The organism is Bradyrhizobium sp. CCBAU 53415, from assembly GCF_028128735.1.
In the GTDB taxonomy this organism is placed as follows: Bacteria; Pseudomonadota; Alphaproteobacteria; order Rhizobiales; family Xanthobacteraceae; genus Bradyrhizobium.
This window is the reverse complement of the sequence record NZ_LBJF01000002.1, coordinates 192,890-217,046: the sequence shown is the minus strand read 5'-3', so window position 1 is coordinate 217,046 and position 24,157 is coordinate 192,890. Positions and strand designations below refer to the sequence as shown.

Annotated in this window: 22 protein-coding genes; 17 read left to right on the top strand and 5 right to left on the bottom strand. The window is 65.4% G+C overall.

The features are described 5' to 3' along the window. Nucleotides 1–113: 113 nt before the first annotated feature. Nucleotides 114–605, top strand: a complete 492-nt coding sequence (locus tag XH87_RS07335) for a VOC family protein (protein ID WP_271586728.1) — start codon at nt 114–116, stop codon at nt 603–605. Nucleotides 606–735: 130 nt separating this feature from the next. Here XH87_RS07335 and XH87_RS07330 read toward each other — a convergent pair whose 3' ends face one another. Both XH87_RS07330 and XH87_RS07325 read right to left on the bottom strand, forming a co-directional pair. Then, complete coding sequence (locus tag XH87_RS07330) at nt 736–1,974, bottom strand: MFS transporter (protein WP_271586727.1); 1,239 nt, start codon at nt 1,972–1,974, stop codon at nt 736–738. Between the two features lie 139 nt (nt 1,975–2,113). Continuing rightward, nucleotides 2,114–3,361: an MFS transporter gene (locus XH87_RS07325; RefSeq protein WP_271586726.1), complete on the bottom strand. Its 1,248-nt coding sequence runs from the start codon at nt 3,359–3,361 to the stop codon at nt 2,114–2,116. A gap of 207 nt (nt 3,362–3,568) precedes the next feature. On the opposite strand from XH87_RS07325, the gene XH87_RS07320 reads away from it, so the two are divergent. Next, on the top strand, nt 3,569–5,635 hold the full coding sequence (locus XH87_RS07320; RefSeq protein WP_271586725.1) for a prolyl oligopeptidase family serine peptidase: 2,067 nt from the start codon (nt 3,569–3,571) through the stop codon (nt 5,633–5,635). A 117-nt stretch (nt 5,636–5,752) separates the two neighbouring features. Here the strand turns inward: XH87_RS07320 and XH87_RS07315 are convergent, their stop codons facing one another. Then, nucleotides 5,753–6,427 carry a DUF938 domain-containing protein gene (locus XH87_RS07315; protein WP_271586724.1) on the bottom strand — a complete coding sequence of 225 codons (675 nt, stop codon included), beginning with the start codon at nt 6,425–6,427 and terminating at the stop codon, nt 5,753–5,755. 233 nt (nt 6,428–6,660) lie between these two features. Here XH87_RS07315 and soxX point away from each other — a divergent pair, with 233 nt between their 5' ends. From soxX to XH87_RS07260, 11 genes are all read left to right on the top strand, one after another. Next, nucleotides 6,661–7,017, top strand: a complete 357-nt coding sequence (gene soxX / locus XH87_RS07310) for a sulfur oxidation c-type cytochrome SoxX (protein ID WP_271586723.1) — start codon at nt 6,661–6,663, stop codon at nt 7,015–7,017. Between the two features lie 24 nt (nt 7,018–7,041). Further along, the gene (gene soxY / locus XH87_RS07305) at nt 7,042–7,527 is read left to right on the top strand and encodes a thiosulfate oxidation carrier protein SoxY (RefSeq protein WP_271586722.1); all 486 of its coding nucleotides are present in this window, start codon (nt 7,042–7,044) and stop codon (nt 7,525–7,527) included. Nucleotides 7,528–7,542: 15 nt separating this feature from the next. Continuing rightward, nucleotides 7,543–7,854: a thiosulfate oxidation carrier complex protein SoxZ gene (gene soxZ / locus XH87_RS07300; RefSeq protein WP_271586721.1), complete on the top strand. Its 312-nt coding sequence runs from the start codon at nt 7,543–7,545 to the stop codon at nt 7,852–7,854. Next, complete coding sequence (gene soxA, locus XH87_RS07295) at nt 7,854–8,717, top strand: sulfur oxidation c-type cytochrome SoxA (protein ID WP_035703562.1); 864 nt, start codon at nt 7,854–7,856, stop codon at nt 8,715–8,717. Before soxZ ends, soxA begins: the two co-directional genes overlap by 1 nt. Continuing rightward, nucleotides 8,714–9,019 carry a hypothetical protein gene (locus tag XH87_RS07290; protein ID WP_271586720.1) on the top strand — a complete coding sequence of 102 codons (306 nt, stop codon included), beginning with the start codon at nt 8,714–8,716 and terminating at the stop codon, nt 9,017–9,019. The genes soxA and XH87_RS07290 overlap by 4 nt, the downstream gene beginning before the upstream one ends. Nucleotides 9,020–9,075: 56 nt before the next feature. Continuing rightward, nucleotides 9,076–10,827: a thiosulfohydrolase SoxB gene (gene soxB / locus XH87_RS07285; protein WP_271586719.1), complete on the top strand. Its 1,752-nt coding sequence runs from the start codon at nt 9,076–9,078 to the stop codon at nt 10,825–10,827. After that, the gene (locus XH87_RS07280; protein ID WP_271586718.1) at nt 10,824–11,282 is read left to right on the top strand and encodes a DsrE family protein; all 459 of its coding nucleotides are present in this window, start codon (nt 10,824–10,826) and stop codon (nt 11,280–11,282) included. Before soxB ends, XH87_RS07280 begins: the two co-directional genes overlap by 4 nt. Before the next feature lie 287 nt (nt 11,283–11,569). After that, on the top strand, nt 11,570–12,607 hold the full coding sequence (locus XH87_RS07275) for an MBL fold metallo-hydrolase (RefSeq protein WP_035703571.1): 1,038 nt from the start codon (nt 11,570–11,572) through the stop codon (nt 12,605–12,607). Nucleotides 12,608–12,680: 73 nt separating this feature from the next. Then, nucleotides 12,681–12,839 (top strand): hypothetical protein, encoded by a 159-nt coding sequence (locus XH87_RS07270; RefSeq protein ID WP_271586717.1) that lies wholly within the window; start codon nt 12,681–12,683, stop codon nt 12,837–12,839. A gap of 200 nt (nt 12,840–13,039) precedes the next feature. Further along, the gene (locus XH87_RS07265; RefSeq protein WP_271586716.1) at nt 13,040–14,248 is read left to right on the top strand and encodes an MFS transporter; all 1,209 of its coding nucleotides are present in this window, start codon (nt 13,040–13,042) and stop codon (nt 14,246–14,248) included. Between the two features lie 226 nt (nt 14,249–14,474). Continuing rightward, nucleotides 14,475–16,184 (top strand): N-acyl-D-amino-acid deacylase family protein, encoded by a 1,710-nt coding sequence (locus XH87_RS07260; protein ID WP_271586715.1) that lies wholly within the window; start codon nt 14,475–14,477, stop codon nt 16,182–16,184. Nucleotides 16,185–16,402: 218 nt separating this feature from the next. Here XH87_RS07260 and XH87_RS07255 read toward each other — a convergent pair whose 3' ends face one another. Continuing rightward, the gene (locus tag XH87_RS07255) at nt 16,403–17,740 is read right to left on the bottom strand and encodes an MFS transporter (RefSeq protein WP_271586714.1); all 1,338 of its coding nucleotides are present in this window, start codon (nt 17,738–17,740) and stop codon (nt 16,403–16,405) included. A gap of 147 nt (nt 17,741–17,887) precedes the next feature. Here XH87_RS07255 and XH87_RS07250 point away from each other — a divergent pair, with 147 nt between their 5' ends. From XH87_RS07250 to XH87_RS07235, 4 genes are read left to right on the top strand one after another with little or no spacing between them, the layout of a single operon-like run. Beyond that, nucleotides 17,888–18,541, top strand: coding sequence for an ABC transporter ATP-binding protein (locus XH87_RS07250; protein ID WP_271586713.1), 654 nt, complete (start codon nt 17,888–17,890; stop codon nt 18,539–18,541). After that, a complete protein-coding gene (locus XH87_RS07245) occupies nt 18,538–21,000 on the top strand; it encodes an FtsX-like permease family protein (RefSeq protein WP_271586712.1) in 2,463 nt (820 codons plus the stop codon). The genes XH87_RS07250 and XH87_RS07245 overlap by 4 nt, the downstream gene beginning before the upstream one ends. Continuing rightward, entirely contained in the window at nt 20,990–22,072 is a 1,083-nt protein-coding gene (locus XH87_RS07240) for a lipocalin-like domain-containing protein (protein WP_271586711.1), read from the top strand. The genes XH87_RS07245 and XH87_RS07240 overlap by 11 nt, the downstream gene beginning before the upstream one ends. Nucleotides 22,073–22,099: 27 nt before the next feature. Then, complete coding sequence (locus tag XH87_RS07235) at nt 22,100–22,486, top strand: MAPEG family protein (RefSeq protein WP_271586710.1); 387 nt, start codon at nt 22,100–22,102, stop codon at nt 22,484–22,486. 190 nt (nt 22,487–22,676) lie between these two features. Here the strand turns inward: XH87_RS07235 and XH87_RS07230 are convergent, their stop codons facing one another. Further along, nucleotides 22,677–23,870 carry an ABC transporter substrate-binding protein gene (locus tag XH87_RS07230; RefSeq protein ID WP_271586709.1) on the bottom strand — a complete coding sequence of 398 codons (1,194 nt, stop codon included), beginning with the start codon at nt 23,868–23,870 and terminating at the stop codon, nt 22,677–22,679. Between the last annotated feature and the right edge of the window lie 287 nt (nt 23,871–24,157).

Sequence of the window (24,157 nt, the reverse complement as noted above, 5' to 3'; positions counted from 1 at the left end):
CAATTTATGACGCAGTAGAATTAGTTTCCGATCCGGAAACGCTGGGTTTCGGGATCGGCCGTGGCGCCCTCCCGGAGCCAGCCTTATGTGCGTGTTTTCGCTGGAGCATTCACATGTCGCAAAGCCCCGTTCATGCCGGCACCCGGATCGGCCACGTTCATCTCAAGGTCGCCGATCTCGATCGCGCGCTCGGCTTCTATTGCGGCGTGCTCGGCTTCGAGCTGATGCAGCGGATGGGCTCCGGCGCGGCCTTCATCTCGGCCGGCGGCTATCATCACCATATCGGGCTCAACACCTGGGAGAGCAAGGGCGGCTCGCCGCCGCCGCCGGATGCGACCGGGCTGTTCCACACCGCGATCCTGTATCCGACGCGCCCCGCGCTGGCGGATGCGCTGCACCGGGTGCTCGCGGCAGGCATTGCGCTGGACGGCGCCAGCGACCACGGCGTCAGCGAGGCGCTGTATCTGCGCGATCCCGATCAGAACGGCGTGGAGCTGTACTGGGACAAGCCGCGGGAGCAATGGCCGTTCGCGCCGGACGGGAAGCTCGCGATGTTCACCAAGCGGCTGGATGTGGAGGCGCTGCTGCGGCAGCGGGAGGCATAAGCCTTGCTGTCTCTCCACGTCATCGCGAGCGAAGCGCAGCAATCCAGAATCTTTCCGCGGAGACAGTCTGGATTGCTTCGTCACAAGAGCTCCTCGCAATGACGGAGCATGTTGAAGCGCCGTCGCGACCCTACGAAATTTTCCTGTGGCTCGCACCGCGCACCATGATCAACGCCGCGGCCGCCACCTCCAGCGCGATGCAGAGATAGAACGGCAGCGCGTAGCCGCCGGACCAATCGCGCAAAGCCCCGACCACGCCGGGGCCGAACGCATAAGTCACCTGGTTGATCGCGGTGTTGAGGCTGATCAGCACGCCGAACGCGGCCGAATCGAACTCCTGCTGCACGATCAGCGACGGCAGCGTGATGAGATTGCCGACCGAGAAGCCGAACAATGCGCAGGCGGCGATCAGCACGTAATCATTGTGCAGATTGATGACGACGCACAGCGCCGCCGCCTGGCTCAGGAACGACAGCGCGGAAGCCAGCCGCTGGTTGAAGCGGTCGATCACCAGCGAGAACAGCACGCGGCCGACCACCGCCATCGCGGTCAGCACCGCGACGGCGACCGCCGCGCGCTCACGGCCGATCACGGGATCGAGGAACGAGATCAGGTGCACGATGAAGCCGACCTGGGCGAACAGCACCAGAGCAAAAGCAATGGTCACCGTGAGGAAGCCGACGTCACGCAGCGCCCATGCGCGGATTTGCGTCGCCGATTGCGGTTTTGCCCTCGCCGTCGCGTGCCGGCCATGCCGATCGGGCGGGCGGCCGACGAGAACGAGAATGACCGGCACCAGCAGCACCAGCATGGCGCCGGCGGCGACATACATCGCGCTGGCGAAGCCGACATGGCCGATCAGCGTCACCAGCAGCGGCACGCCGACGATGCCGCCGAAGCTCGCGCCGTTCAGCGCCAGGCTGATCGCCATGCCGCGCTTGCGGTCGAACCACAGGCTGATCGTGTTGGTGACCATGGCGAGACTGGTGCCGGCCCAGCCGAAGGCGAGCACGGCATCGGCGAGATAAAGCTGCCAGGGCTCGCGCACCGCGCCGATCGCAACGCTAGCTGCCGCCATCGCCAGCGTGCCGGCGATCAGGCAGAGGCGCGGTCCGTATTTCCGCACGGCTTCGCCGACGAAAACGACCAGCAGCGCGCCGAACAGATAGAAGAACGTCGTCCCTGCGGAGATCAGCGTGGTGGGCCAGCCCCGCGCCCGCTGGAGCTCGGCGACATAGACGCTCTGGCCGTAGAAGCCGAGGCCCCAGCCGAAGGTCGCGAGCAAAAAGCAGACCGCGACGATGCGCCAGCCTTCGTAGCGGAGGGAGGATTCGTCGACGGGGGCCGCGTGGTGGGGGTTGTCGAGCATTTGCGCTTCTCCTTCGCATCCCCCGCGAGCGCCTTGCTGCGCGCTCGTCTGTCCATGACGAGCATCATGTAACGTCACTAGTCCCGAAAATCACTTCGACGGCGATCGAAGCATCAACGCTGCTGACAGCCTCCTGCCATCAGACCGCATCCGGAAACTCGCCCATGGCCGCATCCAGCCGCGCCTTGCGGCGACGAGCCCAGGAGACCAGCGAGAGCACGACAAGGCCCAGCACCACCGGCGGGAACACCACGAGGTTCACCGCCGACCAGCCGTAGCTGGCGAGCAACTGGCCCGAGGAGAACGAGCCGATTGCCATCATGCCGAACACCAGGAAGTCGTTGAACGCCTGCACCTTGTTGCGCTCCTGCGGGCGGTGCGTCTCCAGCACCAGCGCAGAGGCGCCGATGAAGGAGAAATTCCAGCCCACCCCGAGCACGATCAGGGTGGCCCAGAAATGCATTGCGGTGAGTCCGGAGAGGCCGATTCCGGCGGCGCCGGCTTCCAGCAGCAGGCCGGCGGCCACGACCTTCGGGGCGCCGAAGCGGGCGATCAACGTGCCCGTGAAGAAGCTCGGTCCGTACATCGCGACGATGTGCCATTGCAGGCCGAAATTGGAATCGGACACGGACAGGCCGCACATCTTCATGGCGAGCGGCGCCGAGGTCATCACCAGATTCATCATGGGATAGGCGATCACGCCGCACAGCGCCGCCGCGATGAAGCGCGGCTGAGTCACGATCGTGAGCAACGGCCGGCCGCCGTGCAGATCGGCCGGCGCGGGCTTCGGCATATCGACGCCGGCGACGATGCCCATCGCGACCAGCGCGACGGCGGCCTGCACCAGGAAGCTGAAGGCGAACAGATTGGGCTGCCAGACGTCCATGGTCCATTGCACGAGCTGCGGACCGAGCACGCCGGCGAACACGCCGCCCGCCATCACCCAGGACACCGCCTTCGGGCGGTAGGCCGCGCTGGCGCCGTCGGCGGCGGCAAAGCGATAGGACTGCGCCACGGCGCCGTAGAGGCCGCCGAGGAAGGTCGCGACGCAGAACAGAGCGAACGAGCCGTGCAGGATCGCGAACGAGCCGAGCAGGCCGGTCAGCGTGCCGAGGCCCGTGCCGATGACGAAGGCTGCGCGGCGGCCGAAGCGGCGCGAGATCGCGCCGGTCGGCAGCGTGCCCGCAGCGAGCCCCACCACATACATCGAGATCGGCACGGTCGCGAACGACATGTCGGGTGCGAGCGTGGCGCCGACGATCGCGCCGGTGGCGAAGATCACCGCCGAGTTGGCACCCGTCAGCGCCTGCGCGGCGGCAAGGCGCACCACATTGGCACGCACGCGGGCGTCGTCGGCGATCTCATTGACTGCAGTCACGTCCAGCATCGGCATTTCCGCCCCAAGGGACTTTCAAGGGCTCACGAGGGCTCTGTTGATTCCCGGCACTATGGAGGGGCGTGGGAAGGTGGGCAACCGGCGCAATCGGGCGCAGGCCATGTCTCTGACGCAATCGCGCGAATGATAACGGGCCGCGCCCTTGACGGCTTGCGCTCGATCAAATCCTATCCGCCGCGATTTTCCGGAGTTTCGTTCATGTCCGTCGACGACAGGCCTACCCTCAGCGCTCCCGACGACGACCCCTGGCTGTGGCTGGAAGAGATCGAGGGCAAGCAGGCGCTCGATTTCGTGGAGCGGCAGAACAGCCTGACGCTCGCAGCATTTGGCGGATCGGCTTTCGCGCGCGACCGCGACATCCTTGCGGCGATCTACGACCGGCCCGACAACATTCCCTATGTGGGACGTCGCGGCAACGATCTCCACAACCTCTGGAAGGACGCCGGCAACCCGCGCGGCCTGTGGCGGCGGACGACGCTGGCGGAATTTCGCAAAGCCGATCCGGCATGGGAGACCATGCTGGATATCGACCAGCTCGCAGCGAGCGAAGGCGAGGACTGGCTGCTCAGCGGTATCGCCACGATGCCGGGAAGCTCGCGAGCGATCCTGAGCCTGTCGCGCGGCGGCAGCGACGCCGTCACTCTTCGCGAGTTCGACCTCGGAACGAAGAGCTTCGTGGCGGACGGCTTCACGCTGCCGGAAGCCAAGGGCGGCGTCGACTGGCTCGATGCCGACACGCTGCTGCTGTCGAGCGCCCATGGCGAGGGCATGGCAACGAGCTCGGGATATGCGCGGACGGTTCGGCTGTGGCGACGTGGCCAGCCTGTCGATCAGGCGCAAATGATCATCGAGACCGCGGCCGATCATATGATGATCCATGGCAGCGCCGACGACACCGGTGCGACGCCGCGGGTCTGGATCGTCGACCAGATCGACTTCTTCAATCATGCGATCTGGCTGCGCGATGCGGCCGGCAGCACGACGAAGCTCGATCTGCCGACCGGGGTCTGGATGCAGGCGCATCGCGACTGGTTCGCGATGAAGCTGCGCAAGGACTGGACGGTCCAGGGCCGGACCTACGTCACCGATGCCGTGCTCGGCATCTCGCTTTCGGCTTTCCTGAAAGGCAGCCGCGATTTTGCAATCCTGTTCGAGCCGGCTCCGCGGCGCGCGCTGCAAGGGTTGTTCTGGACCGCCGGCAAGCTGGTGCTGTCGATCCTCGACGAACTGAAGCCGAGGTTCGAGATCTGCACGCCATCCGCTACGGGCTGGAGCCGTGAGATGCTTCCCGGCCTGCCGCAGATCGGCGTCGTCGACGTCTGGCCGCTCGATCGGCATGCATCGGAGAGCAACGGCGACCTGCTCGCCAATGCGCAGGATCCGCTCACACCGCCGTCGCTGCTGCTGATCGAACGCGGCGTGGCCAGCCCGACCGTATTGAAGCAGGCGCCAAGGACGTTCACGGCCGACGGCCTCGTGGTGACCCAGCACGAAGCGATCTCGGTCGACGGCGAGCGTATTCCCTATGTGCAGACCGGGCCGGCCGGAGAGACCGGCGATGCGCCGGTTTATATGAGCGCCTATGGCGGCTTCGGAGTCTCGGTGAAGCCGTATTACAACGCCTCGCTCGGCAAGCTGTGGCTCGAGCGCGGCGGCACGACGGTGCAGGCGAACTTGCGCGGCGGCGGCGAATTCGGCACGCGCTGGCACGATGCCGGACGGCTCGCCGGCAAGAAGCTCTCGCACGACGATTTCGCCGCAGTGGCGGCCGATCTCGTCCGCCGCGGCGTGACGCGGCCGAAACGCATCGCGGCGCAGGGCGGATCGAACGGCGGCATCCTCATCACCAACATGCTGGTGCGTTACCCCGAGCGCTTCGGCGCTCTGTTCTGCACCATCCCGCTGATCGACATGCGCCGCTACACCAGGCTGCTCGCGGGCGCGAGCTGGATCGCGGAATATGGCGACCCCGACAAGCCGGAGGAATGGGAGTGGCTGAAGACCTACTCGGCCTATCACAACGTGACGGCCGGCCAGGCCTATCCGCCGATCCTGATCGCCACCACGCGGCGTGACGACCGCGTCCATCCAGGCCATGCCCGCAAGATGGCCGCGAAACTCCAGGTGATGGGCTTTGAAGCCTGGTTCTACGAACCGGCCGCCGGCGGCCATGGCTACGGCAAGGACAACAAGGAGCGCGCCGGCTTCGAGGTGCTCGGCTTCAGGTTTCTGAAGGAGAGGATCGGATGGAAGGACGAAGGCTAGAGTTGGATGCGCTGACGTCTCCACATCGTCATGGCCGGGCTTGACCCGGCCATCCACGCCTTGGCTTGGTGCCCAAAGAACGTGGATGCCCGGGACAAGCCCGGGCATGACGACCTCCTAGCCCCTCGCAAACACCAGCGTGAGATTGTTGGCGGGCATGTCGAGCGCATCGACGAGGCCAAGGCCCGCGGCCTTCGCCAGCATCTCGACGTCGCCGATGTCGCGCACGCCCCATTCAGGATTGCCTTCACGCAAGGAGGTGTCGAACACCGCATTGCTGAGCGCAGTGTGCTTGCCGTCGCGCTTGAAGGGGCCATAGAGGAACAGCTTGCCGTCGGCGCGCAGATAGCGGCCGGCACCGGCGAACAGGCCTTCGGCCACGGCCCAGGGCGCGATGTGAATGACATTGGCGCAGAACACGGCGGCAAGGCTTGTCGGCCCCTGACCGCTTTTCATTTCCGGACACCAGTCGGGATCGGTGAGGTCGATCCGCAGGGGGCTGCGGATGTTTGGCAGGCCCGCATGCACGCGCCAGGCTTCGATGCTCTTGAGGTGGCGCTGGTTGAGGTCACTCGGCCACCAGATCAGGCCGGGCGTGTGGCTCGCGAAGTGAACCACGTGCTGACCGGTTCCACTACCGAGTTCCACCACGTCGCCGGTCGCGCCGGCGAGATGCTTTTCCAGCGCCGCCCAGATCGGTTCGTGATTGCGATGGAAGGCCGGCGCATCGAGCCGCCCATCGGGCTCGACCCGTCCGCCGTCCCTACCAAATTCGACGACATATTCAGCCAAGTGACGTCCCCTGAAATGTGAAACGGAAAACACGGTCTTTGAGGGCCGAAACGCCCCGAGAATAATTTGCTAATCCCAGCCCATCTGATGAACGAACTATCTCATCGGTTGCAATGCGGAGGATATTAACTCCATTTTGCCGCGTGCATAGTCTTGATTGTCAGGCGATGCCCTTTGTGCTTTTGAACAATTCCGCAAACGAGATCATCGACATAACGCTCCGGGACGATGCCTTGACCGCCCTTCCTTGCAAGCCCGCCCTGCTGGTTGCGCTGGCCCTCCTCGCCGGCGCGACCGTGGCCCCTGCGCGGGCGCAGTCCGCCGTGACCGAGGGCCGGAAACTCGCTTTCGACCGCAGCAAGGGCAATTGCCTGACCTGCCACGTCATCAAGGGCGGCGACCTGCCGGGAACGATCGGGCCGGAGCTGAAGGACATCAAGTCAAAATATCCCGATCGGGACGAGCTGATTGCGATCATCTTCGACGAGACCAAGCGCAATCCGCAGACCATGATGCCGCCATTCGGCCGGAACCGGATTTTGACCGGACAGGAGATCAACGCGATCGTTGATTTCCTGCAGACCCTGTAACGGCCGGCGGCCCAGGAGATTTGAATGACCACGACCACTGGCCTTCGTCCGACGCGGCGCCTGATCCTTCAGGGCGCAGCCTCCGTCGCGCTGCTTGGCCTCGGCAATCTGCCGTTCGCGCCTGCACGCTCCGCAGCCAACGACAAATATCCGGAACAGGCGTTCAAGCAGAAGAACGAAGCCGACGCGATCAGGACACTCTATGGCAAGACCGCCGAGCCGTCCGACAAGGTCAAGCTCGACGCGCCGGAGATCGCCGAGAATGGCGGCGTGGTGCCGATCTCGGTGACGACCTCGCTCGACAAGGTGACCTCGATCTCGTTCTTCGTGGCCGAGAACCCGTTCGCGCTCGCAGCCAGCTACAAGATTCCCGACGGCACGATCCCCGCTGTCGCCAACCGGCTGAAGATGGCCAAGACCACCAAATTGACCGCGATCGTGGAAGCCGACGGCAAGCTCTACAGCGCGACCAAGGAAGTGAAGGTCACCGTCGGCGGCTGCGGCGGTTGAGCGGAGGAGTTCGAGATGGCATCCAGCATTCGCGTACGCGCCACCGCCAACGGCGACATCACCGAGGTGCAGGCGCTGATCCAGCACCCCATGGACACCGGCCTCGTCAAGGATCCCAAGGGCGAACTGATCCCGGCGCACTTCATCCAGGAGCTGAAGTTCGAATGTAACGGCAAGGACGTCTTCGTCGCCAATTGGGGGACTGCGGTCTCCAAGGACCCCTACGTCAAGTTCAGCTTCAAGGGCGCCAAGAAGGGCGACGACCTCAAGATCTCCTGGACCGACAACAAGGGTGCGTCGGATACGACCACCGCGAAGATCTCGTGATGAAACAGCGCGCTACGGTTCTGCTCGGCTCGGCGCTCGGCGCACTCGCGGCGCTTGTCTTCGCCGCGACGCGCGTCGTCGCAGCCGACACAGTCGATCCCGCCGCCGACGCCAAGGCATTCCAGAACTTCTTCTTCCAGAAGTTTCCGACCGTGAAGCACGAGGATTTCGTCAACGGTCCATATTCGATGAACGAGGACATGAAGCGGCAGTGGCGGGAGAAGGAGGAATTCCCGCCTTACGAGTTCTCGCTCGATGCCGGCAAGGAGATGTTCTCGACCCCGTTCAAGAACGGCAAGACCTACGCCGACTGCTTCCCGAACGGCGGCATCGGCATTCGCCAGAACTATCCCTATTTCGACGAGAAGGAGGGCAAGGTCGTCACGCTGGAGCTCGCACTCAACCGCTGCCGCGAGGCCAATGGCGAGGCGCCCTATTCCTACGTCAAGGACGAGATGGCTTCGCTCACCGCCTACATGGCCTTTACCTCGCGCGGCAAGCCGATGGACATCAAGATCCCCGACGATCCCCGCGCGCTGGCGGCGTTTGAGAATGGCAAGCGCTATTTCTACACGCGGCGCGGCCAGATGAACTTCTCCTGTGCGAGCTGCCACGTGCAGAGCCCGGGCGAGCGCATTCGCGCCGAGACCCTGGCACCGGCGCTCGGCATCCTCAATGCGATGCCGATCTACCGCTCCGAATGGAGCGGCATGGGCACCATCAGCCGCCGCTTCGTCACCTGCAACAGCCAGACCCGCGCGGTTCCGCTGGAGCCGCAATCGGACGAATATCGCGACGTCGAATATTTCCTGTCCTACGTCGCCAACGGCCTGCCGATCTCGGGACCGGGAGCACGGCCATGAAGCGGTCACTTGCTCTCGCCATGTTGCTCGCCTCGAGCCTTGCGCCACCCGCGCGCGCGGCAAACGAGGCGGACTACAAGGCGGCGTATGCCGCCGCCGAAGCCGCCTCCAAGGAGGCGGCCGGCATGCGCAATCAGTGGACCGTGACCGTATCTGCGCTGGCGGCAGCGAAGAAGGCGGCCGACGGCGGCGATTTCGACCGTGCGGTTGCCGCAGCCAAGGAGGCCGAGGCGCTGGCGAAGGCGTCGATCTTCCAGGCGACATCCGAAAAAGACGCCTGGAAGGCAATGGAAATCCGCTAGACTGCTCCCGAGTGGAACAGTCCAGCGCGATCACGAGAGGCGCGGAGAATTTCTGAATGGCGATCCGCCGCCGCGATTTCCTCAAACGTGCAGGCCTTGCCGCCGCAACGCTCGGCCTGCCGCGGCTGGCCCGCGGCACCGAGACCGCTGGCATCTATGACCTCGAGCGGTTCGGCAATGCGCGCATCCTGCACATCACCGACACGCATGCGCAGCTCAATCCGGTCTATTTCCGCGAGCCCAGTGTCAATATCGGCATCGGTGAGATGGCGGGACGGCCGCCGCATCTGGTCGGCCGCGCCTTCCTGGAGCGGTTCGGCATCCGGCCCGACAGCGCGGATGCCTATGCATTCACCTGCCTGGAGTTCGAAAGGTCCGCAGGGCGATTCGGCAAGCTCGGCGGCTTCGCCCATCTGAAGACGCTGGTAGATCGCTTGCGCGCCGATGTCGGCGAGAAACGCTCGCTGCTCGTCGACGGCGGCGATCTCTGGCAGGGCACCGGCCTTGCCAATGTCATGCAGGGCCGCGACATGGTCGAGGTCGCCAATCTGCTCGGCATCGGGGCGATGACCGGCCATTGGGAATTCACCTATGGCGAGCAGGTGCTGCGAGACAATCTCGAGCGCTTCAAGGGCGAATTTCTGGCGCAGAACGTCTTCCTGACCGAGGAAGCCGCGTTCAACGACGCCCTCGCCTTCGACAAGGCCACGGGACGCGTGTTCAGGCCCTCGATGATCAAGGAGCTCGGCGGACATCGCGTCGCGATCGTCGGCCAGGCCTTCCCCTACGTGCCGATCGCGCATCCCAAGCGGTTCACGCCGGACTGGACCTTTGGCATCCGCGAGGAGGAGCTGCAGAAGCATGTCGATGCCCTGCGCGGCGCCGACAAGGTCGATGCCGTCATCCTGCTGTCGCATAACGGCATGGATGTCGACCTCAAGCTCGCAAGCCGGGTCACCGGCATCGACGTCATCCTCGGCGGCCACACCCATGATGCCGTGCCGCAGCCGATTGCCGTCAAGAATGCGGGTGGCACCACGCTCGTCACCAATGCCGGCTCCAACGGGAAATTCCTGGCCGTGCTCGATCTTGCACTCGATAAGGGCAAGGTCAGCGACATCCGCTATCATCTGCTGCCGGTCTATTCCGAGCTGCTGAAGCCAGATCCTGCCATGGCCGAGCTGATCGGCCGGCTGCGCGCGCCGCATGTGAGCGACTGGTCGGAGAAGATCGCGACGCCGGATCGCCTGCTCTACCGCCGCGACAATTTCTCCGGGCCCGTCGACGAGCTGATCTGCACCGCGCTGCGCACCGAGCTCGATGCCGAGATCGCGCTGTCGCCGGGCTTCCGCTGGGGCGTCACCGCGCTGTCCGGTCAGGCGCTGACCATGGAGGATCTGCTCGCGGAAACCGCGATCACCTATGCCGAGACCTATGTGCAGGAGATGACCGGCGCACAGATCAAGGTCGTCCTGGAAGACATCTGCGACAATCTCTTCAATGCCGATCCCTATTACCAGCAGGGCGGCGACATGGTGCGCGCCGGCGGGCTCAGCTACACCTGCACGCCGGACGGTGCGATCGGCAGCCGCATCTCGGAGCTGAAGCTCAGCAACGGCAAGGCGCTCAGAGCCAGCCACCGCTACAAGGTCGCGGGCTGGGCTTCAGTCAACGGCCAGCAAGGCGCGCCAGTGTGGGACGTCGTCGGCAAATATCTGCGCTCGGGCCGGATGTTGCCGGAGCGACTCGGCTCCGGCGTGACGCTGAAGGGGGTCGAGGGCAATCCGGGCATTGCGGGACAGGGATGATGCGGTCGCAGCTCTCAGCCGCGATGATGCTGGCACTGCTCGTCCAGGCGGCGGTCCCCCCCGCTTTTGCGCAACAGGTGCCGCTCCAGGACAAGCCGTTCGCCGAGCACAGGATTGTGCTGCAACTCTCCGATGGCGATGCGAAGAAGCAGGCGCTGGTGCTGAGCGTCGCCAACAACCTGCTGAAGGCCTACGATCCCGACAAGATCGCGATCGAAGTGGTGGTGTTCGGTCCCGGCATCGACCTGCTTCTCGCCGGCAACGAGCGGCGCAAACAGGTCGAGAGCCTGATCGCGCAAGGCGTGCGCTTCGACATCTGCCTCAACACCGTCGATACGATCGAGCGGGAGACGGGCAGGCGGCCGGAGTTCATCCAGGCGGCCACGCCGGTGCAGGTCGGGGTCGGGCAGATCCTGTTCCTGGCGGAGAACGGGTACACAGCGGTGAGGCCCTGAGTTTTTTGGGCACAGCGTCGCCACACACGCGGTGTCATTCCCCCGCGAAAGCGGGGAATCCAGTACGCCGCGGCCCCTCCGTATCCCACCACTGCCTCTGGAATACTGGATCGCCCGCCGTCGCGGGCGATGACAGCTGTGGGTGGGGCGACGGCATGGCCACCACTCCCACACTCGCACCGCAATAAAGATCTTCTAAATCTTCCTGCTTGCACAGTGAATTGCTTCTCTTTTTGACCGCTGGCGTAGTAGAATCGTCGAAATCACCTCACGCCGGACTTCCTGCCATGATCTTCCGCCAGCTCTTCGACAGCGTTTCAGGCACCTACAGCTACCTCTTGGCCAGCCGCCCCGGCGGTGAGGCACTGATCCTCGATCCTGTGCTGGAAAAGGTCGACCGCTACTGCCAATTGCTGCGCGAGCTCGACCTCAAGCTGGTCAAAGCGGTCGACACCCATCTGCATGCCGACCACGTCACCGGGCTCGGCGAGCTGCGCGACCGCACCCATTGCATGACCGTGATGGGCGACCAGACCAAGGCCGACGTGGTGGCGATGCGGGTGGCCGACGGCGACAAGGTGACGATCGAGGGCCTGTCGCTCGACGTGATGTACACGCCGGGCCACACCGACGATTCCTATTCCTATCTGATGGGCGACCGCGTCTTCACCGGCGACACGCTTCTGATCCGCGGCACCGGCCGCACCGATTTCCAGAACGGCTCGGCGCGCGCGCAATACGATTCGATCTTCAATCGCCTGCTCAAGCTGCCGGACGAGACGATGGTGTTCCCGGCCCACGACTACAAGGGCGACACCGTCTCCACCATCGGCGAGGAGAAGCGCTACAATCCCAGGCTCCAGGTGCGCTCGGTCGACGAATATATCGAGCTGATGGCGAACCTGAAGCTGCCTAATCCGAAGATGATGGACGTCGCGGTGCCCGCCAACATGCACGTCGGCCTGCATCAGGAGGAGCTCGAGAAGGAGGGGCGCGCGCTCAGTGCAATCGAGGCGATCCGCATCCTCGGCCGGCCCGACATCCTGCTGGTCGATCTGCGCGAGACCAACGAGCGGCTGAAGCACGGCACGCTCGAAGGCGCGCTGCACACGCCCTATCCGTCCGTCGAGGAGAGCCTCAAGCCCGGCGGCATGCTGCGCGAGGTCGCGGCCGCCACCGGCCGCCGCGTGGTGTTCTTCTGCGCCTTCGGCGAACGCTCGGCGATGGCGGTGGCGGCTGCGAAGGAAGCGGGGCTTCTCAACACCGCCCATATCGCCGGCGGCATCGATGCCTGGAAGAAGGCGGGCGGACCCGTCATGCACTGACTTGCCAGAGGTCAGAACCTGGACATATGTTCCGGGCTAGAGTCGGATGCAGCATCACCATCCGGGAACAGCCATGGCCAAGATCGGCAAGCCGAGCGAGGAGCCCAAGCAAGCGGACGACAAGGCGAAGAAGCCTCCGCCTCCGCGCGCCACCGATGACGACGACTACGAGGACGGCGACATCGCCACGCCGAAACGCGACCGCTATGGTCCGGACGACGAGCCGTTGTGAGGGCATGAAGCTGCCTCGCGAACGGTGCGTTCCCTCCCCCCTTGCGGGGGAGGGTGCGCAGTGTGCCACACTGCACCGCCAAGCAATCATCGAGATTGCAGCGTCCTCGCCCGCGCTAGCTGCCATGCGCCTGCGTTCATGGACAAATAACCGCCCTCCCCGATAGTTTGCGCGTCCATCGGGAGTGAAACGGAACTGCAATGGTCGACGTTCTCGCCGCACCGCAGCAAGGCAAGGCGGACAACGCGCTGCGCACGCTGACCGGAATCTCGATCGCGCATTGGGTCAGCCATTTCCATCTGCTGGTCCTGCCGATGCTGTTTCCGTTCCTGAAGGAAAGGCTCGGCGTCGGCTATGTCGAGCTCGGCTTCGCGCTGACCACGCTTGCCGTCGTCTCGGGCCTGACACAGGCGCCGACCGGCTATCTCGTCGACCATTTTGGCGCGCGCAAAATCCTGCTGGTCGGGCTGACGCTCGGCGGGCTCGCACTGATCCTGCTCGGCCTGCACCTCAGCTACGCCTCGCTGATCGCCTGCGCCGTGCTGCTGGGCCTCGCCAACAGCGTCTATCATCCCGCCGATTACGCGATCCTGGCCGAGCACATGGACGAAGCGCGGATGGGCCGCGCCTTCTCGGTGCACACCTTTGCCGGCTATCTCGGCGGCGCGGTGACGCCGGCGATCGTTGCCGCGCTGGTCACCCTGTCCGGCGGCGCCGGCGCGCTGATCGCGTCGGGCGCGATCGCGATCCTGGTGGCGTTGCTGCTGGTCGCCATGGGCATTCCCGAGGCCGGCGCGCACAAGAAGAAGCCGGGTGGCGAAAGCGCGCCGAAGCAGGCGGTGATCACGCCGGCGCTGATCACGTTGACCGCGCTGTTCATGCTGCTCAGCCTGTCGGTCGCAGGCATCAACAATTTCGGCGTGGTCGCGCTGATGAGCGGGTATGGCGCCTCTTATTCGATCGCAAACGTCGCATTGACCGCATTCCTCGCCGCCAGCGCCGCGGGCGTGCTCGCGGGCGGCTTCCTCGCCGACCACACCGAGCACCACGGCTATGTTGCGGCGGCCTGCTTTGCGGCCAATGCGGCGATCGTGCTGTTGATCGCGCTGGTGACGCTGCCGGGCTGGGCCCTGACCGCGGCGATGACGGCCGCGGGTTTTCTCTCCGGCGTGATCGCGCCCTCGCGCGACATGCTGGTGCGCAATGCGGCGCCGGCGGGCGCCGCCGGGCGCGCCTTCGGCATCGTCTCGACCGGCTTCAATCTCGGCGGCATCGTCAGCCCGCTGCTGTTCGGCTGGATCATGGACCGGAGCGCGCCACATTGGGTGTTCGGCGCGTCCGTGATCTTCATGCTGGCAACGGTGGTGCTGTCGCCGTTCACGGAACGGAAGCCGATGAAGACCAATTGAGCGGTCGGTATCGCTACAAATTCGGCTGTCGTCCCTGCCTGGTGCGCAATTGCGCACGGGGCGCAGGGACCCAGAACCAAGGGGAGAAGTCGTCGCGCGCGACTGACAACTCCAAGTCTTCGCCAAACAGCTCCCTGTGGTTGGGTCCCGGATCTGTGCTTCGCTAGTCCGGAACGACGGAAGAAAGAGACGCGTACAACAACAAAGTAAAACGGGAAGAAGCACCATGAACAATCCTGATCTCGTGATCCGCGGCGGCACTGTCGCAGATGGAAGCGGTGGCGCGCTGTTCGAGGCGGATGTCGCCATCGTCGGCGGCAGGATCAGCGAGGTCGGCAAGGTCGCGTCGAAGGGCCGCGAAGAGATCGACGCGCGCGGCAAGCTCGTGACCCCCGGCTTCGTCGACGTGCACACCCATTACGACGGCCAGGTCACCTGGAGCCAGGACATCACGCCGTCCTCGCAGAACGGCGTCACCACGGCGATCATGGGCAATTGCGGCGTCGGCTTTGCGCCGTGCAAGCCTGAGGACCACACCCGCCTGATCCAGCTCATGGAGGGCGTCGAGGACATTCCGGAGCCGGTGCTGAGCGCCGGCATTCCCTGGGCCTGGGAGAGCTTTCCGGACTACATGGACTGGCTCTCGAAGCGTAATTTCGACATCGACATCGGCGCGCAATTGCCGCATGCGGCGTTGCGCGTCTATGTCATGGGCGAGCGCGGCGCGCGCCGCGACCCCTCGACCGCGGAGGACAATGCGGCGATGGCAAAGCTCGCGGGCGAGGCGGTACGCTCGGGCGCGCTCGGATTCTCGACCTCGCGCACGCTCAATCACCGCACCTCGACCGGCGATTTCACGCCGACCTTGAAGGCGGGCGAGGACGAGCTCACCGCGATTGCCGGCGCGATGCATCGGGAGGGTCGCAGCGTGCTGCAATTCGTGCTCGATCTCTCGACGATCCACGAAGACCTGCCGATGATGCTGCGGGTCGCGGACCGCACGAAATGCCCGATCTCGTTCTCGATCACGCAGAACGACAAGGCCCCGCAGCGCTGGCGCCAGACGCTGCACGAGATCAATGCGGCGGCCAGGCGCGGCCTCTCCATCACCGCGCAGATCGCGGCGCGCCCCGTCGGCCTCCTGCTCGGACTCGAGCTCTCGCGCAATCCGTTCCAGACCCATCCGAGCTACAAGGCGATCGCATATCTGCCACTGCGGGAGCGGCTGGAGCGCCTGCGTCGAGCGGACGTGCGCGAAGCGATCCTGAGCGAGACGGCGACCGCGACCGACGATCCGCTGTTCTTCCGGCCCGATTACGACAAGATGTTCCTGCTCGGCGATCCCCCCGATTACGAGCAGCCGCCGGAGAACGCACTGGGACCGCAGGCGCGCAGGCAGGGGCGTCAGCCGGAGGAGCTCGCCTATGACGCCATGCTGTCGGACCAGGGCCACGGCATGCTCTACGTGCCCTTCCTGAACTATTCCGACGGCAATCTCGATGCGACACGCGAGATGCTGCTCGACCCGCAATCCGTGCCAGGCCTGTCCGACGGCGGCGCGCATTGCGGCATCATCTGCGATGCGAGCTTCCCGACCTATCTGCTGACGCACTGGACGCGCGATCGCAGGCGCGGCGAGAAGCTCACGATCCCGTTCGTGGTCGCGGCGCAATCACGAAAGACCGCGCTCTCGGTCGGCCTCACCGACCGCGGACTCATTGCTCCGGGCTATAAAGCTGACGTCAACGTGATCGACTACGACCGTCTGCATCTGCATCCGCCGAAGGTGCATTACGATCTGCCGGTCGGCGGGCGGAGGTTGCTGCAGGATGTCGACGGCTATGAGGCGACGATCGTGTCGGGCGTGGTGACGCGGCGGCAGGGCGAGGCCACGGGACGCCGGCCGGGGAAGCTGATTCGGGGCGCGCAGGGGTGAATTAGGGGGAGGCTGCCGCTTACCCTCCCCTGGAGGGGGAGGGTCGATCGCGCGTAGCGCGAACGGGGTGGGGTGATCTCTCCACTCGCGCACTGTTGGACGGGAAGAGACCGTCACCCCACCCCGCTACGCATTCCGCTTCGCTACACGCGCAGCGACCCACGGGCGAGCTGCGCTCGTCCCGGACCCCTCCAGGGGAGGGTAAGAAAGTGCCCCCCTTATGTCGGCGACACCGCCCCCTTCAGCGCTGCTGCTTGCGCGGCCGTACCGCGCGTCAGCCTCGCCTTTTCGGTGTTCGGCCAGAGCAGCAGCAGGCCGATGACGCCGGAGCCGGCCATGACCACGGCGTTGATGGTGAAGCCGGTCATGTAGCCGTCGAGCATGCTGCCGGCGCGCTGGATCACGGTGCCCATCACGCTCGGCGCGATGATGCCGGAGAGCGTATAGAGCGCGCCGTAGATCGCGATGACCGCGCCGCGCTGCGAGGCCGGAGTGAACTCGCCGAGCATCGGCGGGCAGACCACGTAGATCGCACCGCACAGGCCGGATCCGACGACGAGCAGCGCGATCTGCAGACCGGCACCTTGCGCATGCGGCATCATGGCGAGGATCAGGCCGCCGGCGATCAGCGGAACCGAGCCGAGCACGCCGCGCGATATGCGCGTGGTGTAGCCGCGCGCCATCATCACCTGCGAGATCCAGCCGGTGAGGATGACGACCGTGGCGCCGAACACCCAGGGCAGGATCGAAATGAAGCCGGCCTGGCTCTGCGAGAAGCCGAGCCCCTTGACGATGAAGGGCGTGAACCAGGTGAGGCCCAGCGACAGCGCCCAATAGGCGCCGAAGGTCGCGATCACGCAGCCGAGGAAGGTGCGCGAGGTCAGGAGCTGAATGTAGGGAATTTTCGGTTCGGTGACGGCGAGAACCTGGGTGTCCTCGAGCGGCCCCTCCTTGCCGAGCGCGAGCCAGGCACAAACCCAGATCAGGCCGACGATTCCGAGCGCGCCGAAGGCGTAGTGCCAGGAGTGATTGACGATGACCCAGTTCAGCGCCGGCACCGCCAGGATGACGCCGAAGGCCGAGCCCTGCGACAGGATCGCGGTCGGCAGCGTGCGCTTCTCGTCGGGGAACCACTTGTAGATCGCGTGCGCGGCGACGGAGAAGGCCGGGCCTTCGCCCGCGCCCAGCACGATGCGGCAAATCAGGAGCGTGGTGAAGGAGACGGTGCCGACCATCGGAAATTGCGCCAGCGCCCAGATCACCGCCAGCGTCAGCAGCACCCAGCGCGTCGGCACCTTGTTGACGATGAAGCCGACCACGATGGCCGAGATCGAGAACAGGAAGAAGAACGAGGACCCGAGCAGGCCGAATTGCTCGGCGTCGAGCTTCATGTCGGTCATGATCGGCACGCCGGCGAGACCGACGACGATCTTGTCGGCGAAGTTCACCACCATGAAGAGAAAGAGGAGAAACGTGACGGTCCAGGCGCCCTTTGGCGTTGACTTGGATTCCCCTGCCGTCTTGACCGCCGCATTGGGCGTTCCCTGAGCGCTCATAATTCTCCCCGTTTGTCTTTATTCGGCACTTTTTTGATTTGGCCGTCCTGGAAGCTAACAACGGCTTCGAGGCCAACGCAACCCCGGCATTTCCGGAGCAAGTGTGCTACGCAGCATTTCCGTCAATTCCGTCCGGCGCCATTCATCGTGCTGAGCATCCGAAATCTCTCCAAGACCTTCACGTCGGCCGGCGAACCGGTCCATGTGCTGCGCGGCGTCGACCTTGACCTCAAGGCCGGCGAGCGCGTCGCACTCACCGGGGAATCCGGCAGCGGCAAGAGCACGCTGCTGCACCTGATCGCGGGGCTCGATACCGCTGACGGCGGCACGATCCGGCTGGAGGAGATCGAGGTCACGAAATTGTCCGATGCGGGGCGCGCCGGCTTGCGGTGCGACCGGATCGGCCTGGTTTTTCAGCAGTTCAACCTGATTCCGAGCCTGTCGGTCGCGGACAATCTCGCCTTCCAGGCGCGGATCGCCGCCCGCCACGACGCGGCCTGGATCAAAGAGCTGGTCGAACGGCTTGGACTCGGCGCTCTTCTGAAGCGCTATCCCGAGCAATTGTCGGGCGGCCAGCAACAACGGGTCGCGATCGGCCGGGCGCTGGCGACAAGGCCCTCGCTGCTGCTAGCGGACGAGCCGACCGGCAATCTGGACGAAGCCACCGCAGAGGACGTGCTGGCGCTGACGCGCGACCTCGTCGCGCGCACCGGCTGCGGCTTCCTGATGGTGACGCACAGCCTGCATCTGGCTGCGACCCTCGACCGTCACCTCACCTTGCATGCGGGGCGCATTGCATGAGGCGCGCGCTGTGGATCCTCGCCGTGCTGCTCAGCCATTGGCGGCGTCACAAGATGCAGTTCGCGACGCTCCTGATCGGACTGATCGCGGCGACCGCGCTGTGGAGCGGCGTGCAGGCGATCAACCAGCAGGCCCGCCATGCCTATGACCGCGCCGCGGCGACGTTCGGTGGCGTGCGCACGGCGATGCTGGTGGCGCCAAATACGGCAACCTTTCCGCAGGAGCTGTTCATAATGCTCCGCCGCGCGGGCTGGCCAGTCTCGCCGGTGCTGGAGGGACGGGTCCAGATCAACGGGCGCTCGGTGCGGCTGCTCGGCATCGAGCCGGTGACACTGCCGGTCGATGTCGGCGACGCGCCGCGTCTCGGCGCTGCGGATCTGAGCAGCTTCGTCGCGCCGCCCGGCCAGACGCTGGTGGCGCGGGAGACGCTGACCGACTTGCAGGAGCCGGAAGGCGCGGCGCCAGCGATCAGCAATGGCACAAAGCTGCCGCCGCTGCGCGTGCTGCCGCAGCTCGTGCCCGATGTGCTCGTGGTCGATATCGGCGTGGCGCAGCTTCTGCTCAACAAGCCGGATCAGGTCTCGCGGCTCTTGATCGGCAAGCCGAAGGGCAAGCCAGCGCCGCTGGCCAGCGTCGTCGGCGATCGGCTGCAGCGGGTCGAGCCGGATGCGGAGACGGAGCTGGAGCGCCTCACCGACAGCTTCCATCTCAACCTCACCGCGTTCGGCCTGCTGTCGTTCTTCGTCGGCCTGTTCATCGTCAACTCCGCCGTCGGCCTCGCATTCGAGCAGCGACTGCCGATGCTGCGCACGCTGCGGGCCTGCGGCGCCTCGGCCCGGCTGGTCAACACGGTGCTGGTGATCGAGCTCGTGGCACTGGCACTGATCGCCGGAATGATCGGGCTCGCTTGCGGCTATTTCATCGCGGCTGCCCTGCTGCCCGACGTCGCGGCCTCGCTGCGCGGGCTCTATGGCGCGCAGATCCCGGGGCAGCTCACGTTACGACCCGAATGGTGGCTTGCAGGCATCGGCATCAGCGTTGCCGGCGCGCTGGTGGCCGCCGCAACCAGCCTGATCAAGGCGATCAGGATGCCGGTGCTGGCGACGGCGCAGCCGCGCGCCTGGCAGCAGCGGCAACACCGCTGGCTGCTCCTGCAGAGCTGTGCGGCCTGCGCCGTGTTCGCGGTCGCGCTGCTGCTGCTCCACTACGGACAATCGCTGATCGCGGGCTTTGGCGTGCTTGCGGCCCTGATGTTGGGTGCGGCGCTGGTCCTGCCGGCCTTGCTCGAAATCATCCTGCTCGCTGGCCAGCGCGTTGCGCGAGGACCGCTGGCGCTGTGGTTCTGGGCGGACAGCCGGCAACAGCTTTCCGGGCTGTCGCTTGCGCTGATGGCGCTGCTGCTCGCTCTCGCCGTCAATGTCGGGGTGTCCACCATGGTGGAAACCTTCAGCCGCACCTTCATCGGCTGGCTCAACGGGCGGCTCGCCGCCGACGTCTACATCAGCGCGTCCGACAACGCGCAAGGCGTCGCGATTCGAAACTGGCTGAAGGATCGCGGCGATGTTCAGGCCATCCTCTCGGGCGGACGCGCCGAGGCGCAAATCCAGGGCCAGCCGGTCGAATTGCTCGGCCTGCCCGATCACGCGCTCTATCGCGAGCGGTGGCCGCTGTTACAGGCCGCGCCGCGCGCCTGGCCCCGGCTGGTGCCGGGCAACGCCGCCTTCATCAGCGAGCAATTGAGCCGCCGGCTGAACGTGCGGATTGGTGACGTCGTCGAGGTGCCGGCGCCGGGCGGCAGCTGGGAGCTCGACATCGTCGGCATCTATGCCGATTACGGCAATCCCAAGGGGCAGCTCGCCGTGAACGTCGCCGCACTGATCCGGCGGTTTCCGCAGACGCCGCAGACGCGGATGGGCCTGATCGTCGCAAAGGAGAATATTCCCAGCCTGATCGCGGCCTTGCAGACGCAGTTCGCGCTCGACGACCGCAGGATCGCCGACCAGGCGACGGTGAAAGCGGAATCGATCCGCATCTTCAACCGCACCTTCGCGGTGACCTCGGCGCTGAACGCCTTCACGCTCGGCGTCGCCGGTATCGCGCTGCTGACCAGCCTGCTGACGCTGGCGAACTCCCGCCTGCCGCAGCTCGCGCCGCTGTGGGCGATCGGCATCACGCGGCCGCGCCTTGCCGCGATCGAGCTGACCAAGACGCTCTCGGTCGCACTGTTCACGTCCCTGCTGGCGGTGCCGCTCGGCCTCCTGGTGGCGTGGTGCCTGATCGCGATCGTCAATGTGAAGGCATTCGGCTGGCGGCTGCCGTTCCACGTGTTTCCGCTGCAATTGGTCGAGCTGGTCGCGGTGGCGCTGCTGGCCTCTCTGCTCGCGGCGCTGCTGCCGGTGGCGCGGCTGGCGCGGATGCAGCCGGCGACTCTCGTCAAGGTGTTTGCCAATGAGCGTTGAAGCAATCTCGCGGCGCACCTTCGCCGGCGGCATTGCCGCCCTCGCTCTCGCGAGCCGTGCCAGCGCGCAGGGCTATGCCGGGCTCGGCGAGACCGCCGACGGTTTTGCGAAGGTGACGCCGGGAAAGCCGTTCAGCTTTCCGGCCGATCACGGGCCGCACCCCGCGTTTCGTATCGAGTGGTGGTATCTCACGGCGAACCTGGTCGATGGCAGCGGCGCGGCGTGCGGCCTGCAATGGACGCTGTTCCGCCAGGCCGCGCGGCCGGGCCCGCAAGGCGAAGGCTGGGCCAATCAGCAGGTGTGGATGGCGCATGCGGCGGTGACACGGGCCGACACCCACCGCTTCAACGAGACGTTTTCGCGCGGTGGCGTAGGGCAGGCCGGCGTGACGGCCAAGCCGTTCGACGCCTGGATCGACGACTGGGGGATGAAGGGCTCGGAACGCACCGACGATCGCACGCTGGCACCGCTGACACTGAAGGCGTCCAGCAGCGATTTCAGCTACGCATTGACGTTAGAGGCCGATCGTCCGGTGGTGTTGCAGGGCGATGGCGGCTACAGCCGCAAGTCCGAGCGCGGGCAGGCGTCCTACTATTACAGCCAGCCGTTCTATCGCGCGCGCGGTACGCTCACCATCGACGACAGGCCGGTCGACGTCTCGGGCCAGGCCTGGATGGACAGGGAGTGGAGCAGCCAGCCGCTCGATGCCGACCAGACCGGCTGGGACTGGCTCTCACTGCATCTCGCATCCGGCGACAAGCTGATGCTGTACCGGCTGCGGCAGAAGGACGGCAAGGATTATCCGTTCGGCAACTGGATCAGCGCCACAGGCGAGACGCAGATGATTGCGGGAGGCGACATCCAGATGATGCCGAGGGCCACTGCGGATGTCGCGGGGCGCAAGCTGCCGGTGGAATGGCAGATCGCAATCCCCTCGCGATCATTCTCGATCCTGTGCAAGCCACTCAATCGCAGGGCCTGGATGGGGACCGGCTTTTCCTATTGGGAAGGGCCGATCAGCTTTTCCGGGACGCATGACGGCGTTGGCTATCTCGAGCTGACCGGGTATTGAAGCGCGGTCTCGTCAAGGGGATTCGCGATGTATCATCTCACCGCCCTCGTCACGCTGCTGGCGATCGCATTTTATTTCTTCACCAGCATCAATGTCTCGCGCTCTCGTACCAAGACGGGCGTCAAGGTGCCTGCGATGTCGGGTCATCCGGATTTCGAACGGGCCTTCCGCATCCAGATGAACACGCTGGAATGGATGCCGATCTTCCTCCCGGCGCTGTGGCTGTTCGCGATCTATATCAGCGACGCGATCGCAGCAGGGCTGGGCGTGGTCTGGATCATCGGCCGCATCGTCTATTTCATCGGCTATTCGGAGGCGGCGGCCAAGCGCGGCCCGGGCTTCGCGATGCAGATTCTCGCTGCCTTTGCGCTGTGGGTTGGGGCGCTGGGAGCGGTGATGTGGCGGTTGGTGTGAGGCAATCCGCCGCCATACATTCCGCTGTCGTCCCGGACGAGCGCAGCGAAGATCCGGGACCCATACCCACAGGAAGTCGTTTTGCGAAGACTCGGAGTGGGGATCTCGCGCCACACGTCTCCCTGGGGTTATGGATCCCCGCGTTCGCGGGGACGACACCGAGTGTGTGGCGCTCGCTGTGCCTCTTCCCTTACTTCGTCAGCGGGCAGCCGCTTTCCTTGGCGGTAAAGAAGGCCTTGTCGCCGGGGACGGTAGCCAGCAGCTTGTAATAGTCCCACGGCTTCTTCGATTCCGAGGGCTTCTTGACCTCGAACAGGTACATGTCGTGGACCATGCGGCCGTTCTCGAGCACCTTGCCGCCCTGCGCAAAGTCGTCGTTGACCGGCAGCTCCTTCAGCTTCTTGGCGACGGCATCCGGATCCTTGGTGCCGGCGGCCTTGACGGCCTTCAGGTAGCTCAGCGTCGCCGAATAGGTGCCGGCGTGGATCATGCTCGGCATCCGCCCGGTGCGCTTGAAGAAGCGTTCGCCGAGATTGCGCGTCTTGTCGTTGAGATCCCAGTAATAGCCCTCGGTGAGCACCAGGCCTTGCGCGGCCTGAAGGCCGAGGCCGTTGACCTCGGCGAGCGTCATCAGGAGGCCCGCGAGCTTCTGGCCGCCGGAGACGATGCCGAACTCGGACGCCTGCTTGATCGAGTTGGTGGTGTCGAGGCCGGCATTGGCGAGGCCCACGATCTTCGCCTTCGAGCTCTGCGCCTGCAGCAGGAAGGAGGAGAAGTCCGAGGAGTTGAGCGGCACGCGCACCGAGCCGACCACCTTGCCGCCATTGGCGGTGACGATCTCGCTGGTGTCCTTTTCCAGCGCGTAGCCGAAGGCATAGTCCGCGGTGAGGAAGAACCAGGTGTCACCACCGGCCTTGGTCAGCGCACCGCCGGTGCCGACGGCGAGCGCGCGGGTGTCGTAGGCCCAGTGGAAGCCATAGGGTTGGCATGCGTCGCCGGTGAGACGCGAGGTTGCAGCGCCGACGACGATATCGATCTTCTTCTTTTCCTTGGAGAGCTCGTGGATCGCGAGCGCGACCGAAGAGGTCGTCAGCTCCGTGATCATGTCGACGTTCTCGACGTCGTACCAGCGCCGTGCGATCGAGCTGGCGAGATCCGGCTTGTTCTGATGGTCGGCGGTGACGAGTTCGATCTTTTGGCCGAGCACCTCGCCGCCGAAATCCTCGATCGCCATCCTGGCCGCTTCAACCGACCATTTGCCGCCGTAGTCGGCATAGACGCCGGACTGATCGTTGAGAATGCCGATCTTGACGCCTTGCGCGGAGGCCGGCGCGGCGAGCAATACGGCAGAGGCTGCGACAGCGGCCAAACAGGCTGACTTCATATGTTAACTCCCAGCAGTCTTCTGTTGTGAAATCGCGCGGATACTAGTGAAGAACCCCGCGCGTGCCCATCGATTTCGTGTTGGTCGTTGGTATGGGATTCTGCGCGCCAAATAGCCGCTGTCGTCCCGGACAAGCGAAGCGGAGCGGAGCGCTGATCCGGGACCAGCCACAGGGAGAAGTTTGGCGCGAGCTGGGAGTTGCCAGCCTTCGTCAAACTCATCCATGTGGTTATGGATCCCCGCGTTCGCGGGGACGACGGCGCGGAGTGTGGAGATGCCGGTGGCAA

Excerpts from the sequence above, each read along its gene's own strand:
- XH87_RS07290 (WP_271586720.1), top strand. The coding sequence starts at position 8,714 with ATGAAGCGGTCACTTGCTCTCGCCATGTTGCTCGCCTCGAGCCTTGCG.
- XH87_RS07230 (WP_271586709.1), bottom strand. The coding sequence starts at position 23,870 with ATGAAGTCAGCCTGTTTGGCCGCTGTCGCAGCCTCTGCCGTATTGCTC.
- XH87_RS07320 (WP_271586725.1), top strand. The coding sequence starts at position 3,569 with ATGTCCGTCGACGACAGGCCTACCCTCAGCGCTCCCGACGACGACCCC.
- XH87_RS07280 (WP_271586718.1), top strand. The coding sequence starts at position 10,824 with ATGATGCGGTCGCAGCTCTCAGCCGCGATGATGCTGGCACTGCTCGTC.
- XH87_RS07270 (WP_271586717.1), top strand. The coding sequence starts at position 12,681 with ATGGCCAAGATCGGCAAGCCGAGCGAGGAGCCCAAGCAAGCGGACGAC.
- XH87_RS07245 (WP_271586712.1), top strand. The coding sequence starts at position 18,538 with ATGAGGCGCGCGCTGTGGATCCTCGCCGTGCTGCTCAGCCATTGGCGG.
- XH87_RS07335 (WP_271586728.1), top strand. The coding sequence starts at position 114 with ATGTCGCAAAGCCCCGTTCATGCCGGCACCCGGATCGGCCACGTTCAT.
- soxY (WP_271586722.1), top strand. The coding sequence starts at position 7,042 with ATGACCACGACCACTGGCCTTCGTCCGACGCGGCGCCTGATCCTTCAG.
- XH87_RS07265 (WP_271586716.1), top strand. The coding sequence starts at position 13,040 with ATGGTCGACGTTCTCGCCGCACCGCAGCAAGGCAAGGCGGACAACGCG.
- XH87_RS07255 (WP_271586714.1), bottom strand. The coding sequence starts at position 17,740 with ATGAGCGCTCAGGGAACGCCCAATGCGGCGGTCAAGACGGCAGGGGAA.
- XH87_RS07325 (WP_271586726.1), bottom strand. The coding sequence starts at position 3,361 with ATGCTGGACGTGACTGCAGTCAATGAGATCGCCGACGACGCCCGCGTG.
- soxB (WP_271586719.1), top strand. The coding sequence starts at position 9,076 with ATGGCGATCCGCCGCCGCGATTTCCTCAAACGTGCAGGCCTTGCCGCC.
- XH87_RS07240 (WP_271586711.1), top strand. The coding sequence starts at position 20,990 with ATGAGCGTTGAAGCAATCTCGCGGCGCACCTTCGCCGGCGGCATTGCC.
- soxA (WP_035703562.1), top strand. The coding sequence starts at position 7,854 with ATGAAACAGCGCGCTACGGTTCTGCTCGGCTCGGCGCTCGGCGCACTC.
- XH87_RS07235 (WP_271586710.1), top strand. The coding sequence starts at position 22,100 with ATGTATCATCTCACCGCCCTCGTCACGCTGCTGGCGATCGCATTTTAT.
- XH87_RS07275 (WP_035703571.1), top strand. The coding sequence starts at position 11,570 with ATGATCTTCCGCCAGCTCTTCGACAGCGTTTCAGGCACCTACAGCTAC.
- soxZ (WP_271586721.1), top strand. The coding sequence starts at position 7,543 with ATGGCATCCAGCATTCGCGTACGCGCCACCGCCAACGGCGACATCACC.
- XH87_RS07330 (WP_271586727.1), bottom strand. The coding sequence starts at position 1,974 with ATGCTCGACAACCCCCACCACGCGGCCCCCGTCGACGAATCCTCCCTC.
- XH87_RS07260 (WP_271586715.1), top strand. The coding sequence starts at position 14,475 with ATGAACAATCCTGATCTCGTGATCCGCGGCGGCACTGTCGCAGATGGA.